This window comes from Rhodococcus jostii RHA1 (assembly GCF_000014565.1).
Classification (GTDB): domain Bacteria; phylum Actinomycetota; class Actinomycetes; order Mycobacteriales; family Mycobacteriaceae; genus Rhodococcus_F; species Rhodococcus_F jostii_A.
This window is the reverse complement of the sequence record NC_008271.1, coordinates 264,041-280,989: the sequence shown is the minus strand read 5'-3', so window position 1 is coordinate 280,989 and position 16,949 is coordinate 264,041. Positions and strand designations below refer to the sequence as shown.

Below are 16,949 nucleotides of genomic sequence, written 5' to 3'. Positions count from 1 at the left end.
CGGCGTCCGGCGGACGCTGCTGATGAGCGGCGCCATCGGCATCGTCATCGGCACCTCCGCGTGCTCACTCGGCACGCCGGTCATTCCGCGTGACCCGTGCCGGACCGTCACCATCGACAGCAATGACGGCGGCGAACGCGGGCCGGCGTCGACCGCCGAGCAGACGCTGACCGTGTCAGGACCAATTCGCCTGCCGGTCGAGCCCGGGACCGCCACGTTCACGTCCGGATTCGGTGAGCGCTGGGGAGCCCAGCACCAAGGCGTGGACCTTGCCGGACCGGTCGGCACGAAGATCCTCGCCGCACTCGACGGCAACGTCGTCAAGGCCGGGGACTCCGGCGAAGGGCCCGGGGTCGGGTTCGAGAACTGGGTGGTCATCGACTCGAACGTCGACGGCAGGCCCGTGAGCACCGTCTACGGCCACATGTTCGCCACCGGAATTCACGTCAAACCAGGCCAACAGGTCAAGGCCGGCGACCACATCGCCGACATCGGCAACGCCGGCGGATCGACCGGCCCGCACCTGCACTTCGAGTACTGGCAGGGCGGCCGACTTCAAGGCGGAACAGCCCTCGACCCCCTCACCGTCCTACCCGACATCGCCAAACAGAACGGCACCAGCAGCGACGACCCCAACCCCAACACCACCAGCAACAGCAACAGCCCCATCCAACTCGTGGCCGCGTCCCGGTCGACGGCTGACTGCTCTGGCTTCGGGATGGCCGGCGGCGGGGAGCTGGCGTTCGGGATCGTGCCGGCCGAGTTCGAGCCGTGGCTACGCCGCGCCGGCAGTGTCTGCCCGGAGATCGACGCTCCGTTGCTCGCCGCTCAGCTCCAGCAGGAGAACGGATTCCGGCACGGCTCCACTGCGCCGGTGTCGTCGACCGGAGCGCTGGGTCCCGCGCAGTTCATGCCCGGCACCTGGGCAACGTGGGGTAAGGACTACGACGGGGACGGAAAGGCCGACCCGAACTCCATCGGCGACGCGGTGATGTCGCAGGCACACTTCATGTGCGCCCTATACCAGAACGTTTCCGGCTACATCGCCAGCGGCCAGGCCTCCGGCGATCCCATCGAACTGACACTCGCGGCCTACAACGCCGGACCAGGCGCCGTGCAGCAGTACGGCGGAATCCCGCCCTACGCTCAGACCGAGAATTACGTCCCGAAAATCATGCAGGCCCGGACCGGGTTCACCAATCCCAATGCCCGGGGCAGGTTCATCCCCCACGCGTCCGGCGACCGCAGCCAAGTCGTCACGGCCGCCCGCGAATACCTCGGCACCCCGTACGTGTGGGGTGGCGGCGGCACCGGCGGCCCATCCGGCGGTGGCTTCGACTGCTCTGGCCTGACCTCGTACGCCGTCCACGCGGCCAGCGCAGGCAAGATCGCACTCCCCCGCACCTCGGAGCAGCAGTGGGGTGTCGGCACCGAGATCCCGATCGACCAGGCCAAGCCCGGCGACCTCGTCTTCGGCAGCTGGGGGCCGAACGGGCCAGGACACGTCGGCATCGCCGCGGGCAACGGCCAGATGGTCCACGCTCCGACGCCGGGCGAGGTCGTCAAGGAAGCTCCACTCCAGGAAGGGATGAAGGCCCGCCGCGTGATGTAGGGGAACGTGCAATCTCCGCAGGTGTAGGTTCTCATGATTGATGTCGCTCTTCTCATCGATCTGTCGCCCAGATGTCGCTTCCGACATTTTAGTGAGAATCGTTCTCGGCGTGTCTGCGGCCTGATCCTGGGCTTGGGCGGTTGGGTGTCCGCCATGACTGATGAGAGCAGCCTGATGTGGACTGGTTTGGCGGGAGTTGTGCCGGGGTCGGAAGTGGCCGTGCGGTTCCGGGGAGACGACGGAGCGTTCGTCGATACGACGTTGCGGCGGTTACCGGTGGAGGATGTGCTGGCGGGCCGTCCGGTGCGGGAGTTCCGGTCGTGGCAGGGGCGGCGGCACTATTCGGGCTGGTACTGGTCGGCGACTACGGGTGGTCACGTGGTCTACGAGAGCCGTCTGGAGCTGGCGAGAATCCTTCTAGCGGAACAGGACCGGAACGTGGTGGCTATCGCGGCGCAACCGTTTCTGCTCGAAGGTATCGATGGCGATCGGAAACGACGGCATGTGCCGGATCTGTTGCTCGCACACAAGGATGGAGCGCTGACGGTGGTGGACGTGAAGGCAGCTGCCCGCGTTGCCGATCCGAAGGTTGCGGCTCAGTTCGCGTGGACAAGGGCGGTGTGTGAGCGACACGATTTCGGGTTCGAGGTATGGACGGGCGCCGATGCGGTGCTGGTGGAGAACGTGCGCTTCCTGGCCGGGTATAGGCGGCCTGCCACGGTCGCGACCAAACTGGTGCCGGCGGTGATCGATGCGGCGGTCGTGCCGGTGACGATCTCCACTTTGGAACGGCGGCTGGGCCTGTCGGTGCCGCAGTGGCTGGTGCGACCGGTGATCCTGCACCTGTTGTGGCGATCGTGGCTGGTGACGGATCTGTCGCGGGTTCTCGGCGGCGACACGCTGGTGTCGGCGGAGGTGGTGGCGTGAACGCGCGCACGGTGACGGTCGCGGTCGGGGCGGGGCTGATGGTCGACGGCGACGCGGCGCGGGTCGTGGAGTTCGACGGCCGCAAGGTGGTCGTTGAGTACGCGGACGGCCGCTACGGAAGCTTTGCTTTGGCGGAGTTCGTCTCGCGGGCTCGCGGTTTGGAGCCGGTCGAAGAAGGTCTGGACCCGGGGCTGGTGCTGGCGGGGCTGTCGCCGGCCGAGCGGGAGCAGGCCGCAGCGCGGGGCGAGCATGTCCGGGAGGTATTGACCGGCTACAGGTCCGGTTACGCCGAGGCCGCGCGAACAGGTGAGCCCCGCCCCGACTATGCGCCGGCGGTGGGATTGAAGGCACGCTGCGAGGCCAAGGCCGCGGAGTTGGGGGTGGCGTCGCGCACCGTCGAGCGGTGGGTGGCCGCCTACCGGGATGCCGGTGAGGCGGGGCTGGTCAATGACCGGCGCCGCCGTGGCCGCGGATCGACGGTGGATCCGCGCTGGGAGGCGGCGGTGGCCGCGGAACTGGCTGCGGGGGTGTCGGCGTCGACACCGACCCGCTCGGCGGTGCTGATGCGAGCGGCCGAGCGGCTGGAGCGCGAGCACGGGGTGGGGGTGGTAGCGCTGCCGTCGCAGGCGACCGCCTATCGGCGGCTGGCGGAGCTGGTCAAGGGCACGAACGCGGTGAGCGGGTCAGCGAAGGCGCGGCGATCGATCGCCCAACGCCCGAAGGGGGTTTACGGCCGCCTGCGCGCCACGCGTCCGGGTGAGTATCTGATTCTGGATACCCAGGATCTGGACGTGTTCGCGATGGAGCCGGTGACCTGTCGGTGGGTGCGGGCGCAGCTCACGGTCGCGCAGGATCTGTTCGACCGACAAATCCTGGGGTTGAAGGTGACCCCGGTGTCCACGAAATCGGTTGATGTCGCGAGTGTGTTGTTCGAGTCGGTCACCGGCCGCAGCGCGGGGCGCCCGGCGCTGGGGCCGGTGCACGGGTTGCCGAAGCATCTGGTGTTCACCGAGGAGAACACCGGCGCCGATGCCGAGATCTGGTGCCCGCCCGAGACCCTGGTGATCGACCGCGGAAAAGCGTTCCTGTCGGCGCACGTGATCGGGGTCTGCGCCCGATTGGGGATCTCGATCCAGCCGGCCCAGCCGCGAAAGCCAACCGACAAGCCCACGGTCGAGAGGTTCTTCAGATCACTGCGTCAGGGCCTGATTCAGCATCTGCCGGCCTACAAGGGCCCGGATCTGCACAGCCGCGGCGAAGGTCTCGAGGAGCAGGCGTTCTTGTTCCTGCACGAGCTCGAGGACGTGATCCGCGACTGGATCGTGACGGTCTATCACCCGAGTGATCATGACGGGATCGCGGTCGCCGAGTGGCCGAACCTGTCGATGTCGCCGAACGACATGTTCGCCCTGGGCATCGCCAAGGCGGGAGTGCTGCGGATCCCGGCCGCACCGGAGCTCGCCTTGGAGTTCCTGCGGGTGGTCAAACGCACCATCCAGCATTACGGCGTCGAAATCGACGGCCGCCGCTACAACGGTCCTGCACTGGACGGCTACCGCAACGCGACCAGCCCCTACGGCGGACTCGACGCCGGGAAATGGCCGTTCCGCGTCAACGACGACGATGTCCGCCACATCTACTTTCAAGACCCGGGCGATGGGCAGTGGCATCAGCTCGACTGGGAACACGCCCCGATGCTGGGCACACCGTTCTCCGACGAGGCCGCCCGCTACGCCCGCATCCTCGCCCGCCGCACCGACCGTTTCACCGACCCCGCCGAGACGCTGGCCACACTGCTGAGCCGATGGGATGCCGGTGAGGTTCTCGACCGGCGCGAACGGCGCATGGCCGCCCGGCTGGCGGCCGAGCGCAGCGGCCTGGCCGCGGCAGCCGAGCTCGAACTGGCCGCCGACCCTGTTCCGGCGCTGAGCGTTGCCACCACCAGCTCGGGCCCTCCGGTGGTCGGCGACGACGATGACGACAGCGAGATCCTCGACGACGTCGACGACTTCTACGCCGACGCGCTGGAGGTGCTCGAGTGAGCAGCGCCTACAGCCTCTCCCGCAAGGACGGGTGGCGCCGGTTCGTCGACACCCCGGCCCGCACCCGACCCGACACCCTCACCGCTACGGCGTTGTCCACCTTGGGGAGCGACGCCCGCGAGGACTACGACGACGCACGCCACGACTGGCACGCCAACTTCGGCACCATCGCCACCCCGCAGCTCAAGGCCGTGCGCGACGAACTGGAGCTGATCGTCGCCTCGAATCGTCAAGACCCCGACCGTGTTCGGGGCGCGGCGGTCATCGACGGATTCCCCGGTCTGGGCAAGACGACCATCGTCAACCTGTTCGGCCGCGACTATCACCGCCAGGCGCTGCGTCGCCGCGGTCCGGTCACCGAGTCCGGTGACGAGCACATTCCGGTGTTCCGGGTCGGTCTGACCTCGAACACCACACTGCGGACGTTGAACAAGATGATCTGCCAGTTCTACGGGCATCCCGGAGCCGATCGCGGCAGCGCCGCCCAGTTGGCCGGCTACGCCCTGGACTGTGTCCTCTCGTGTGATTCGCGGGTCGGGATCATCGATGATATTCATTTCATCGACCAGAACAGCCGAGACGGGCTCGCCGTCAGCAATCACCTGAAATGGCTGGCGAACGAGCTGCCGGTGACGTTCATTTACGCCGGTGTCGGTCTCGGGGAACGGAGGTTCTTCGAGGAGGGATTGTCCGGGCCCTCGGCCGCGTTGGCGCAGAGCGCGAGGCGCTGGACCCGCCTCGAAGTCGGGACCTTCGCCCGCGACCGGCACTGGAAGTCCCTGATCAAGGCGGTCGACAAACAGTTGGTGCTCGCCTGCGGGCAGCCCGGACAGCTCGCCGGCCTGGCCGACTACCTGTTCGCTCGCACCGGCGGGCACATCGGGTCGCTGATGACGCTGATCAACCGCGGCTGCTTCAAAGCGATCCGCACCGGAGCCGAGGCGATGTCACAAGAGCTGCTCGACACTATCCGCATCGATGAAGCCTCCGAAAAGGCCCGCCACCGGCTCGAAGCCGCGACCCGCACGAGCGGCGAACGCAAGCGGGTGAGGCGATGACCGCGGTCACCACACTGCCGTTGCGGACGCCGATCGCCGCCGGCGAGAGCCTCGATTCCTGGATCGACGCACTCGCCCGCCGCAACGACACCTCCCCGCTGGAAGTGCTGCGCGCCTTGGGCATCGATTACCCCGGTCAGTCGATCCGCCAGCTGGTCGATGAAACTGATTCCCCGCAGCTGCGCCGCATCGAAGCCGCGACCGGGCTGGCGCCCCATCGTCTCGACGCCGCGACCGGCCCCGCCGTCCCCGGGATCGAACGGTTGTCGATGAATTGTTCACGGTTCTGCCCGCGCTGTTTGGCCGAGACCGACGGGCGCTGGCAACTGTCATGGCGGTCGAGTTGGGCGATGGCCTGCAAGCGGCACCGACTGCTGCTGCACGACACCTGCGCGGAACCGAACTGCCGCGCGGCACCCCGAGTGCAGATCGTCGGCGGCGCCACCCCACCGTCTGCGGGGACCTGCATCCGTCTCATCGACCGGTCCCGGCTGCGCTGCGGCGCCGAGCTGTTCACCGCCGCGGACCTACCCGCCGCCGACGAAGTCCTCGATGTCCAGTCGTGGATCGATCAACTGATGGCCTCGGCCCGCGAACCGGGCCCCGCCCCCGCCCATGCGACGCTGACCGATTTGCACCTGGTGGTGGCCTGGTTGCTGCGTCTGGACGGCACGGCCGCGATCGCTGCGGCCCGGGCGATCAACCCGCGTCGGCACGCGACTCCGCCGCCACCACGCAACGGCAGCCCGCCCAACCTCGATGCGGCACTGACCGCGGCACTGCTGACTCGCGCACGAGTTGTTCTCGGCGACGACGAGGCCACCGCGATCGACGAGCTGCGCACACTGATCACGAAAACCCCAAGTCCGCAACGAATCCCGCCGCCGGAATTCACCGATCGCCGCTTTGCCTCCATGCCCAGCCGGTTCCCCAACCGCTACCTGCGTGCCGTTGACGCCCACCTACCCGGAGCCGTGCGGCTGCGCATGCGGACCGTCACACCCTCGGCCTCACCACCGCGCGCCAATGGAGCGGTGCGGATCCGGATGCTGCCGCAACTGTTCTGGCCCGACTGGACCGGCCGCCTGCTGCCCGTCGCGGGCGGCTTCCACACCGACCTGTTCCGAGCAACTCTCAGCGTCCTGCTGACCGTCCCCGGTGATCCCTCGCAGCGGATGGACACCCACACCCGATTGTTGAACCCCCGCGTCACAGCCGCCAACCTGACCGTCCCCCTGCAAGGATTCGACAAGCTTCCCACCGGATCGGCGCTGACCGATGTTCTCGCGCTGCTCTGCCGCATCACCGACCACCTCGACCAACACGGCACACCGATCGACTACCAGCGGCGACGCGAGCAGATCCCCGCCGAAACCCTCACCTGGGCCCAGTGGCGTGACCTCGCCTGTTCGGTCGGAGCGCACCTCGGCAAGCATCGCCAAGGCCGGCTGCGGCACGCCCAACGACACCTGCATCAACTGCTGTCCGGCGCCGACCTCGCCGACCGCCGCCACCCACTGGCGTTCAACAGTCCCGCTGACCGCGGCACCTTCGTCGAGTTCACCACCTCCATGGCAGCGCCGCTGCGCCGGGCCCTGCACGAACACGCCGAATCCCTGCTGGTTAACCTCGGCATCGACGAACCACTGACCTGGTCGCCACCAACCGACCTCGCCGACGGGCTCGCTCTGCCGGGCATCGACACCGGCAACCTCGATACCGACAAGGTCAGCCGCCTGGTCGTCGACGAAAACCGTTCCTCGCGGGAGGCCGCCGAGGTTCTCGGCGTCCGCCCCGAACACGTCCGCATCGCGATGGAACGTCTCGACCAGCCACAACGGCAGTGGGCGCCCCATGCGGCACCCGCCGCATGGTTGCGTGAACAACACGCCGCCCAATTGTTCACCCGCGAGTTCTTCGACCGCGAATACATCCAAGCCGGACGCAGTCTGAACGACATCGCAGCCGACACCGGCATCGGACGCCACATCATCGCCCGATTCGCCAAACAATCCGGGATCACGCTGCGCAAGACCCGCGCGCCCTTCCACATCGACCCGGCCTGGCTGCGCGAGCAATACTGCACCCAGCTTCGTTCGACCGCCGACATCGCCGTCGAACTCGGCACCGAACAGATGCTCGTCAACAATGCCCTGCACCGGCACGGCATCCCGGTCCGGCCGCAAGGCGTCGCCAGCCGCACCGAAATGCTCATCACCTACGACCACCTCCCACCGAACATCCGCGCAGCCGTCGAGGGCACCCTGCACGGCTGGATCCGGCTGCACCGCTTCCGGATCACGATGGCGTTCCCTTCCCTGGACACCGCCGCCGACTACCTCGGCATCACGCAATCCAGCCTGGTCCGCCAACTCCAACTCCTCGAACGCCACGCAGGCACACCCCTGTTCCACCGATCCCGCCGCGGCACCGCGCACCAGCCCACCCCACACGGACACGCCCTGCTCCGCGAACTCGACAACGAACACGTTCACCCACTGATGACCGCCGCCCTGCATGGCTGCAACGCCCCCACCATGCCCGACGCGAAGACCCTCGCACACGCGATGCGCGAAGCAATGACACCACCACGAAAACCTAGACCGCTCAATCCCTTCGGTGACATCGCCGTCGAGCGGCTGCGGATGACCCACACCACACTCACCCTGCTACGCCACCTCACCACAACCGATGCCGAGGAGTTCTATGGCCACGGCCTGCACGACTGCACAGGCATCCACCACAGCACCCTTCACCCACTCCTGAGAAGCCTCGAACAAGCCCGATGGCTCACCAGCCGAGACGAAGACGAGGCCGACTGGCTCGCGGGCGCCCCACCCGGATGCGGACCAGGACGACGCCGCACCTACTACCGACTCACCCCAGACGGGCGCCGCGCCGCCCTCCGCGAACTCAACACGCCAAGAAAGCGACAGAACAGTGAGAAACCAGGAGCGACAAACCTATGAGAAAACGCACCATCCGCCCAGGCCGGCCACAACCAGGACGACAAGAAGGACGAGAACCTACAGCAGGTGCAGATTCTTAAGTGACTTTTCGCATTCTCGCCGATTTTCGTCAATCTTGGTTTTGCGCAACGAATGTTGTCAGCTCAAACGGTACTTCCGCGCCAACTTACGGGGCGTGTCTCTGGGAATCGGTCCGCCCCGCCTCGTGCCGGACCACCCCTTCGGAACCCGGGGACGATTCACTTATCCTGCTAAACAGCCCAATTCGGTGACGGAAGGGAGGGTGGTGTGAAGACACGAAAGCTCGTCATCGTGGTGTTGGTGGTCGCTGTCGTCGGGTTCCTGACCTACACGTACCTCTTCCGAACCAACCATGATGAGGACTCGGCGAGCATGGCGACGTCGACGATCAGCGCGCGCTCGACCGCCGCGCCCGCGGCGCCACCAGTCGACGTGGAGGCCACAGAGCTGCAGACAGCCTCCCGCGCCGCAGAACAGGCCGCCCGACAGGGCCTGACCGTGGCGTTCACCTGGTACCCAGCCACCGACATCACCCAGAATGACGCGTACAGGCGGGCCCGGAACTGGCTGACCGCCAAGCTCGCTGACCGTATGATCGTCGACGCCCGCACCGAGCGCGGACCGGGTGTGCAGTGGGACGAGTGGGCGCAGCAGCAGGCGAAGGTCATCGCAGATGTCAGCATCGAATGCTCCGGGTGTCCCGCGGACACAGACACCCTCGTCCACCGCGTGGCTACCATCAAACAGACCGTGATCTCCGGCAGCAGCACCGATACGGTTAAACCGGACACCACCGTGTGGGTCATTCTCGTCCGCGAGGGCGACCGCTGGCTCATCGACAACATCCGCTACTGACCGGAGGGCCCGTGACCCGCAAGAGCATTACCGCAGCACTAATCACTGCTACTCTCGCCGTCGTCCTGACCGCATGCAGCCAGGACGAATCGCCCAGCACCACCCACACTGTCCCGAGTACCGCCGCAGCGGCATCTCCGTTCGGGTCTGAGGCGAGTAGTGCCCTCATCGCCAAGATTCACCGTGACAACGCGACAGCGATTGTCGAGACCGTGGAGGCACGTAGCGGCTCTCCTGACCAGGCACTCGCGGCCCTCCTCGCGGCAGAAGCGGAAACCGGATGGAGATCGGGACTTTCGATGGCCCCGCCATCGGTAGACATCCGGGACATCTACGGCTGGCGCTTCGGGTACAACATCGCTGCTGACTCCATGGATGCGGTCAAAGCCGCGACGAACACATTCATGGACAACGCCGCCACCATCACCGTCAGCGCCGACGACCCGGCTGTCTACGCGCTTGCCGTCCAGACCGTAGACCCCCGTGGCTACAACGAAAAGGAACACTTCTACAAAAACGGTGAGACCGCAGCCACCGAGTACGCCGTCGCCCTGCCCAAGGCCCAGTCTGCGTACGCCGAGCTGCGCGATTCGCAGTAGGGAAAGCTCCGAGCGGAGACGTGCCGTTTGCGCAGATCATTGGCATGCTGCGAAACCGCTAGTGCCGTCGATATTAATGACGTGTCCGGAGGTGTTGTAGGCGACTTTCGACCAGTTCGGCTAGCGGCGTGACCAGCGGCGCGCGAGGATGAGCGCGGTCCCCACCAACACAATGCCGACCACAGCACTGAGGGCGGGCACATAGCGGGTTCCCCACAGGATCGCGGTACGGGCGTCCTTCGCTTGTTGAGCAAGGCCGTTGATCGTCTCGTCGTCGAAGTGGGTGTGCGCTTCCAGCGTGGTCACGGCATTCGGGTCGTCAACCGACCGCGCCAGCCATCGCCTCGGCTGCTCCTCCACAGCAACGATCGCACCAGAAGCAGGCTCGACCCACACATCGCGCGTCGTGGAGTAGTGCAGATCCATCGTGGTCGGCTCCGCACCAGGTAGCCCCCACTTTTCAGCGGGCAAGGTCGTCGTCGCGACACTTCCGATCGATTTCCCAAGGTTCACAGGGCCGATCTTCTGCTGAAAGTGATACAGCCGCATGCCTTCGACCACGCGATCGTCGTCGACGTACTCGATCGGATGCGTCTCACGTGCCGTCCCGTCGTAGTACGGGTAGCTGACCTTCTCGACGTCGAACGGAAACTTGTACTGAATTCCCTCGCGAGGCGTCTCCGCTGGGGGCTTGCCCTGCTCGGCTTGAGTGGTCGGGACGGGCTCGGCGAGCGGCATGCCCGATCGTCGGTCGATCGTGACTCGATCGACCATTGCCGAGACCAGGCCCAACCCCTCGCCCCAGTCGGTCCGGACCGTCTTCTGTGCCGCTTGCAGAGTTGTCGAATCGGCCGAAACTGGATCCTCTGTCGTCACGTATACCTGAATCCGCAGCGGGACACCCCGGTCGGTCTTCAGCGGACCCTTCATAGCCACCGAGGTGGCCTTGAGCACCGCCGCGTCCTCCGCAACCGACACTGTCGCCGACTGCACATCGAGCGGGATGATCTTCAACCTGGCGGCACCGTAGGTGGGGACCAAGACAGCGACGGCGAGCAGGCACGAGCCGAGCGCGAGGAGAGTGCAGACCGCTGCGGATCTCCTCCAACCCCGACGGTCGGCGGCATCCGCCTTGTGCACGTTTTCATCCAGTACGGTGTCGACCTGAGCACTCACGTAGCGCACCCTAGCCGCCGGAGCACTGCAGAATCCCGGTCAGCCGGTATCTTCGTCCTGAGGTATTTGCCACATCGCAGAAGGGAACCTGGTGCTCGATCCGTTTGCGCCCGGCCTGAGTGTCGCGGAGGCCGATCGCTTGCATGAGCGCCTTCGCGCCGCCGGCCCAGTTGTCGAGGCCACCGACGCCGACGGACTGCGCGTCTGGATCATCACCCGGTACGACGACGTCTCTCGACTGCTCGCTGACCCCGGAATCGTCAATGTCCGGCCCGGCGGCCCATCAGGCAGCCCGGGTCTTCCCCTGCCACCGGCACTGGCCCGCAACCTGCTCAATATGGTCCCCGATGATCACCGGCGCGTCCGCGCTCTCGCAGCGCCCGCGTTCTCACGGCGACGAATCGGAGCGGTGAGGCAGATGGTGACCGCCCGTGTCGACGGACTCCTGGACGAGCTCGACCCGAACGAAACCGGTGTTGTGGACCTCTTCCCTGCCTACGCTTCTCCCCTGCCTGCTGACATCATCGCCGAGATCCTCGGCGTGACCGATACGGACGCCGACGAGTTCCGTACCGCCGCGGCGACCGTGATGGCAATGAATCCTGGCGAACCCACCGCGGACGACCCCCGTATCCCGGCCATGACCACGATCGTTCTCGTACTCATGCGTGTGATCGCGGCCAAACGGAAATCTCCCGGTGACGACGTCATCACCGATTGGATCACCGCCCGCGACGCCGAAGACCGGCTGACCGAAGAGGAACTCATCTCCCTGGCGTTCCTGACGTTCCTCGCCGGATTCGAGAACTCCGTCTACCAGATCGCCAACGCCATCGGCATTCTCGCCGGACTCGATCGAGACCAACTACTCGTCGAAATCGCCGACGACCAGCTCTGGCGCGCCCGAGTGAAGCAGCTTGTCCTCGACGCCGCGCCCGGGTCCTATGCGATACGGCGATTCCCGATTGACGACATCACCGTCGGCGGCACCCGCATCCCCGCCGGCAGTCCTCTGTATCTCTCCCTACGCGCGGCGACAAACGACCCCGCCCGCGGCGAGCGCCCGGACCTGGCCTTCGGCCGCGGACCTCATTACTGTCTCGGCGCCGATCTCGCCGTGATGCAGCTCGACATCGCTACTCGCCACCTGTTCCAACGCCACCCGGGCCTGTCCCTGGTGAAGCCATGGGAAACACTCGACCGGCGACATACCTGGCGCACTCACGGCCCCACTGAGATGCCAGTAAACCTGATCTGACCACCCGAAAGCCAGTACGGGAGAAACGGATAAACCGATGACAGCTGATGCCCTCGTGCGCGCCCCCGCCGAACCCACCCACCCGATCCGCGAATGGACGACCGTCTTCGTCGGCACCGGCGACGAGCACCTTGTCGTCGCCGAAGGCCCCAAACACCGCGACTGGCGAAAGATCGGCAATGTCTTTCGCGAACCTGCACGCACCGCTGTCCTGGGTTTGATCCGTACGTGCATCGCCGATCGCGAGCTCAAGATCGAGACGTTCGAGGGCAAGGTCGCCGACGCCCTGGGCCCGGTCGCGGCAGCCCACCCCATCCTGACTCCCGACAAGAGCGTGGTCGTAGCAGTTCAGATCTGGAGCGGTGACCCGAAGAAGAACCCGCCGGACCGCCCCAATGTCGGGGCCTGGGAGTGGGTTCTGAGCTCGGAGGACAACCCGCCCCCACCGCAGCTGCAGTTGGACCCCGGAGCTATCGAGCTCATCGGGATGTCCACCCGGCATCAGGATCGATCGGTTTTCGGTCCTGCAGATCTCTACACCCGTTCGGCCCGCCTGTCCGACACCTTGCGGCATGTGCGCCAAATCCGAGACTGCCAGGTAAAGGACAGGTTTGACGGCACGTTCACCATCCGGGCGGAAGCCGACGTCACCCGCGAGCTGCGCTACGCCGAGCGGTGTGTGGAGGGCCCGGCGGGTAGACGCGTGCGCGGGATCTGCTGGGATGCGGGCACCGACGAAGCCCTTGTCCATGAATCGATGCTCGACGCATGGTTGTCGACGATGTTGGCATCGACATCGGGGATGTACATCGCGGTCGGGGATCTGTCGTACCAGTACCCGTATTGGCTGAAGTGGGTGACCGAGCACGTCCCCGGCCTCGGACACGGCGTGAGCACCGGACAGACCTTCGCGCTCCATGAGGAAGACTGGCCGAAGATCATCGAGTGGGTCCAGCAGGTGCGTAAGGGGCCGGTCTCCGGCACGGTGCGGGCACGACGCGGCGGTGGCGGCTGGCTGAAGGCCGAATTCCGGGGCTTCCTTCTCGATCCCCTCGTCAGCGACTCGATCGGTGTCGCGGTGATCTCCCCCGAGATCGAAACCATCCCTGACGAAACCTCCTGACGGAGAAAATTTTCGGAGGACAAAGCTCGTGTGGAGAGTGTTTTACAACGCCGCGTTGGTTGTTGCATTCATGGCGACCTACAAGGCGGCCGGAATCTTCGCGGCGACGGTCGTGGTCATGGCCGGCGTCGTCGGCGAGATCATCGTGACGCTGGCCCGGCGCCAACGAGTCGACAAACTGCAGTGGATCGGTCTATGCCTTGTGCTCGTCCTCGGCGGTTCGACTCTGTTGTTCCACAACGAGACCTTCATAAAGTGGCGTCCCACAGGTGTGTACTGGCTAATCGCCGGCGCTTTCCTGACGTCGTTGATGGTCGCGAAGCGTGACCCGGTGCGTGTCATCATCGGCCGATGGGTGAGCGCACCGGACGCTGTCTGGCGCTTCCTGAGCTGGAGTTGGTTCGTGGCACTGGTTGCGGTCGGCGCCGTCAATATCGTGGTCGCCTACACGATGTCCACGGACACCTGGGTCAATTGGCGCGTCTTCGTCGCACCCGGAAGTCTCTTGGCCCTCGCTCTCGCCCAAGCCACCTGGCATCGCAACTACATCCTCACGGCATGGCGCGCCCACCAATCCGAGGAAGCTATGTAATATCCCCTCCGACGTTGGTTCGACATAGAGTTCGCCAAGCGGACTGACTGCGCGATGCCCCCTCTGGCACGTGCCCGGTCGGCCGACGTCAGCGCACCTCACCCGAGGTTGCGGCGCGACCTTTTCGCGTTGCCCGCGCAGCACGCAGAAAGCCCCTCCTCGAAGGGGCTTTTCGTCATGCTCGCGAGAAGGTCGAATGATTACTCACTTTGCTTACTGCACAACCACGATCGCGAACACCCACGTCCAATACGACTGGAACCGTCTTCTTCGCATCCGAGACGCCCGAGGGCTACGCGGGAGTGCCGGCGGGGCGGGTTCGTACCCGCTCGTAGCTCGCCCGCAGTTCGCTTTCAGGGATTCGAAGCGCTGCAGAGAGCTTCCTGGCCACGTTGTCAGACAGCGAAATCTCGCCTCGTTCGACACTTCCGACGATTTGGGTGGTGACGCCGGCAGCGGCACCGAGCTGTGGCTGGGTAAGCCCTCGCAGAATCCGCCAATCGCCAGGGTAGCGCTCACTCTCCGGAACCTTGACGAGGTCGGAAATGGACACCCCAATCGCGGCGGTGACACGGGCGAGCAAATCAACCTGGGGCGACGAGTCGCCAAGTTCCCATCGTCGAATCGTGTCGGCATTGAGCCGCGCCAGGCGCGCGAGTTCGCGCTGCGATACACCAGCAGATCGGCGGGCTTTCTCCAGTTGATCAGGCTGGAATCCGCGCATAACTCGACGGCTCACAGACTGAGCCCTACCAGAAAAGTCGTCATCACTAGACACTGTGCAATCCCCTCGTTACGATGCGCACATAACGGTACTCATGAATCAATAGGTATAGATTCGGATGGAGGTCTCACTAAACGTGAGCGGTCCCCTGGCTGTTAGCGCAGCCAGGGGACCGTCAGAACAGCAAGTCGACTGTTAGCGCAGTCGGACAAGCCATAAGACCAGCGGGTTAGCGACCCGCGGCCTCGAATGCAGATCGGAGCCTGCAAATGAACACGTTAGATGGCGCTGGTGCTCTACGCCTAGCGACTGCAAGTTCTCATGCTGGGCGGGAGAAGGTCGACGGACACGATCGCGTGACCAACGGCCCTCTCCGCGAGATCCTGGCCAGGCATCGTCCGAACCATGACCACACGTCGTGCACGGCCTGCGGATTCACCTACACCCCTGATCTCCCGTTGTGCCCGCCCGTCGCTGACGCTCTGCGCGAACTATCCACGGGCGCCGTCCGGCCCCAGGACCTGTCTCTAGGCCGCTACACAAGCGGTCGACTCCGTGCGATGGCACGCGAGCACACCGGCGAGGGCCGGTGCCGGCGGTGCGGGTTCGGGGTTGCGTCCATGAAGATGGTGTATGAAGCGGTTCCGCATCTGACCGGCGTGTCGTAGCCAACGAAGGTGGCCATCGCGTGACTCTTCGAGAGACCTACCAAAGTCACTCGATGAAGGACCACGCGATGACCAGTGCCCACGATATCGACCTGCAGCAGATCCTGACCGACCGACTCACCGGGGCAAGCCCCGACCTGCTGCGCGAGCTGCTGACGATGTTCATTCACACCCTGATGGGCGCCGAGGCCGACGCACTGTGCGGCGCCGGCTACGGACAACGCTCCGAGGAGCGCACCAACTCGCGTAACGGATACCGGCACCGCGACTTCGACACCCGCGTCGGCACCCTCGACGTGGCGATCCCGAAGCTGCGGTCCGGTTCGTACTTCCCCGATTGGTTGCTCGAGCGTCGCAAACGCGCCGAAAAGGCCCTGACTACCGTGGTTGCCACCTGCTACCTGCTCGGGGTCTCCACCCGGCGGATGGACCGGCTCGTCGACACGTTGGGCATCACCGGCCTGTCCAAGTCGCAGGTGTCCGTGATGGCCAAGGACCTCGACACCCAGGTCGAGGCGTTCCGCAGCCGCCCGCTCGATACCGGGCCGTACACCTTCGTCGCCGCCGACGCCCTGGTGCTCAAGGTGCGGGAAAACGGTCGGGTGGTGAATGTACACACCCTGGTCGCGGTCGGCGTCAACGCCGAGGGCTACCGCGAGATCCTGGGCGTGGATGTGACCTCGTCCGAGGACGGTGCCGGCTGGCTGGCGTTCTTCCGATCGCTCGTCGCCCGCGGTTTGGGCGGGGTGCGGTTGGTGACCTCCGATGCGCACGCCGGGCTGGTGGCGGCGATCGGTGGGACCCTGCCGGGCGCCTCGTGGCAGAGGTGCCGAACCCATTACTCGACAAACCTGATGGCGGTGACCCCGAAGGCATCGTGGCCTTGGGTGAAGACGTTGCTGCACTCGGTCTACGACCAACCCGACGCGGATTCTGTTCATGCCCAATATGATCGAATCATCGGCGCACTGTCGGAGAAGTTGCCGAGGGTCGCTGACCACCTCGACGCAGCACGACCGGACCTGTTGGCGTTCACCGCATTTCCCAAGCAGATTTGGAAACAGATCTGGAGCAACAATCCGCAGGAGCGCCTCAATAAGGAAATCCGCAGGAGAACCGATGTGGTCGGAATCTTCCCGGATCGTACCGCCCTGATCCGGCTCGTCGGTGCGGTCTTGGCCGAACAACACGACGAGTGGATCGAAGGGCGCCGCTATCTCGGCCTGGACGTTCTGGCCCGTTCCCGCAACGACAAGCCCACCGACAGCAGCACCGAGTCCACCGAGGAGGTGACACCGGCCTTGACTGCCTGACTCACCAACGAG

General features: G+C 65.7%; 13 protein-coding genes. 11 read left to right on the top strand and 2 right to left on the bottom strand.

The window, feature by feature from the left end; all coding sequences use genetic code 11:
- The first annotated feature begins 22 nt into the window (after positions 1-22).
- From RHA1_RS44110 to RHA1_RS44080, 7 genes are all read left to right on the top strand, one after another.
- A complete protein-coding gene (locus RHA1_RS44110) occupies positions 23-1,612 on the top strand; it encodes a peptidoglycan DD-metalloendopeptidase family protein (protein WP_050787740.1) in 1,590 nt (529 codons plus the stop codon).
- A 33-nt stretch (positions 1,613-1,645) separates the two neighbouring features.
- Positions 1,646-2,539 (top strand): TnsA-like heteromeric transposase endonuclease subunit, encoded by an 894-nt coding sequence (locus RHA1_RS44105; protein ID WP_011600556.1) that lies wholly within the window; start codon positions 1,646-1,648, stop codon positions 2,537-2,539.
- Positions 2,536-4,581: a TnsB C-terminal domain-containing protein gene (locus tag RHA1_RS53150; RefSeq protein ID WP_011600555.1), complete on the top strand. Its 2,046-nt coding sequence runs from the start codon at positions 2,536-2,538 to the stop codon at positions 4,579-4,581. The genes RHA1_RS44105 and RHA1_RS53150 overlap by 4 nt, the downstream gene beginning before the upstream one ends.
- Positions 4,578-5,639, top strand: coding sequence for an AAA family ATPase (locus RHA1_RS44095; protein ID WP_011600554.1), 1,062 nt, complete (start codon positions 4,578-4,580; stop codon positions 5,637-5,639). The genes RHA1_RS53150 and RHA1_RS44095 overlap by 4 nt, the downstream gene beginning before the upstream one ends.
- Entirely contained in the window at positions 5,636-8,608 is a 2,973-nt protein-coding gene (locus tag RHA1_RS44090) for a TniQ family protein (RefSeq protein WP_011600553.1), read from the top strand. Before RHA1_RS44095 ends, RHA1_RS44090 begins: the two co-directional genes overlap by 4 nt.
- A gap of 288 nt (positions 8,609-8,896) precedes the next feature.
- Complete coding sequence (locus RHA1_RS44085) at positions 8,897-9,484, top strand: hypothetical protein (protein WP_011600552.1); 588 nt, start codon at positions 8,897-8,899, stop codon at positions 9,482-9,484.
- A gap of 11 nt (positions 9,485-9,495) precedes the next feature.
- On the top strand, positions 9,496-10,083 hold the full coding sequence (locus RHA1_RS44080) for a hypothetical protein (protein ID WP_011600551.1): 588 nt from the start codon (positions 9,496-9,498) through the stop codon (positions 10,081-10,083).
- 120 nt (positions 10,084-10,203) lie between these two features.
- On the opposite strand, the gene pgfA is transcribed toward RHA1_RS44080, so the two are convergent.
- Positions 10,204-11,259: a cell envelope lipid trafficking protein PgfA gene (gene pgfA / locus RHA1_RS44075; protein WP_011600550.1), complete on the bottom strand. Its 1,056-nt coding sequence runs from the start codon at positions 11,257-11,259 to the stop codon at positions 10,204-10,206.
- 139 nt (positions 11,260-11,398) lie between these two features.
- On the opposite strand from pgfA, the gene RHA1_RS44070 reads away from it, so the two are divergent.
- From RHA1_RS44070 to RHA1_RS44060, 3 genes are read left to right on the top strand one after another with little or no spacing between them, the layout of a single operon-like run.
- Entirely contained in the window at positions 11,399-12,517 is a 1,119-nt protein-coding gene (locus tag RHA1_RS44070) for a cytochrome P450 family protein (RefSeq protein ID WP_237727132.1), read from the top strand.
- Positions 12,518-12,554: 37 nt separating this feature from the next.
- On the top strand, positions 12,555-13,640 hold the full coding sequence (locus RHA1_RS44065) for a GAF domain-containing protein (protein WP_011600548.1): 1,086 nt from the start codon (positions 12,555-12,557) through the stop codon (positions 13,638-13,640).
- 28 nt (positions 13,641-13,668) lie between these two features.
- Positions 13,669-14,232, top strand: a complete 564-nt coding sequence (locus tag RHA1_RS44060) for an inner membrane-spanning protein YciB (RefSeq protein ID WP_011600547.1) — start codon at positions 13,669-13,671, stop codon at positions 14,230-14,232.
- A gap of 292 nt (positions 14,233-14,524) precedes the next feature.
- On the opposite strand, the gene RHA1_RS48825 is transcribed toward RHA1_RS44060, so the two are convergent.
- Positions 14,525-14,956 carry a helix-turn-helix domain-containing protein gene (locus RHA1_RS48825; protein ID WP_011600546.1) on the bottom strand — a complete coding sequence of 144 codons (432 nt, stop codon included), beginning with the start codon at positions 14,954-14,956 and terminating at the stop codon, positions 14,525-14,527.
- Positions 14,957-15,692: 736 nt separating this feature from the next.
- On the opposite strand from RHA1_RS48825, the gene RHA1_RS44050 reads away from it, so the two are divergent.
- Positions 15,693-16,937 carry an IS256 family transposase gene (locus RHA1_RS44050; RefSeq protein ID WP_011598806.1) on the top strand — a complete coding sequence of 415 codons (1,245 nt, stop codon included), beginning with the start codon at positions 15,693-15,695 and terminating at the stop codon, positions 16,935-16,937.
- The last annotated feature ends 12 nt before the right edge of the window (positions 16,938-16,949 follow it).

Coding starts and splice junctions, on each gene's coding strand:
- RHA1_RS44110 (WP_050787740.1), top strand. CDS start 23: ATGAGCGGCGCCATCGGCATCGTCATCGGCACCTCCGCGTGCTCACTC.
- RHA1_RS44105 (WP_011600556.1), top strand. CDS start 1,646: ATGATTGATGTCGCTCTTCTCATCGATCTGTCGCCCAGATGTCGCTTC.
- RHA1_RS44090 (WP_011600553.1), top strand. CDS start 5,636: ATGACCGCGGTCACCACACTGCCGTTGCGGACGCCGATCGCCGCCGGC.
- RHA1_RS44065 (WP_011600548.1), top strand. CDS start 12,555: ATGACAGCTGATGCCCTCGTGCGCGCCCCCGCCGAACCCACCCACCCG.
- RHA1_RS48825 (WP_011600546.1), bottom strand. CDS start 14,956: ATGCGCGGATTCCAGCCTGATCAACTGGAGAAAGCCCGCCGATCTGCT.
- RHA1_RS44050 (WP_011598806.1), top strand. CDS start 15,693: ATGACCAGTGCCCACGATATCGACCTGCAGCAGATCCTGACCGACCGA.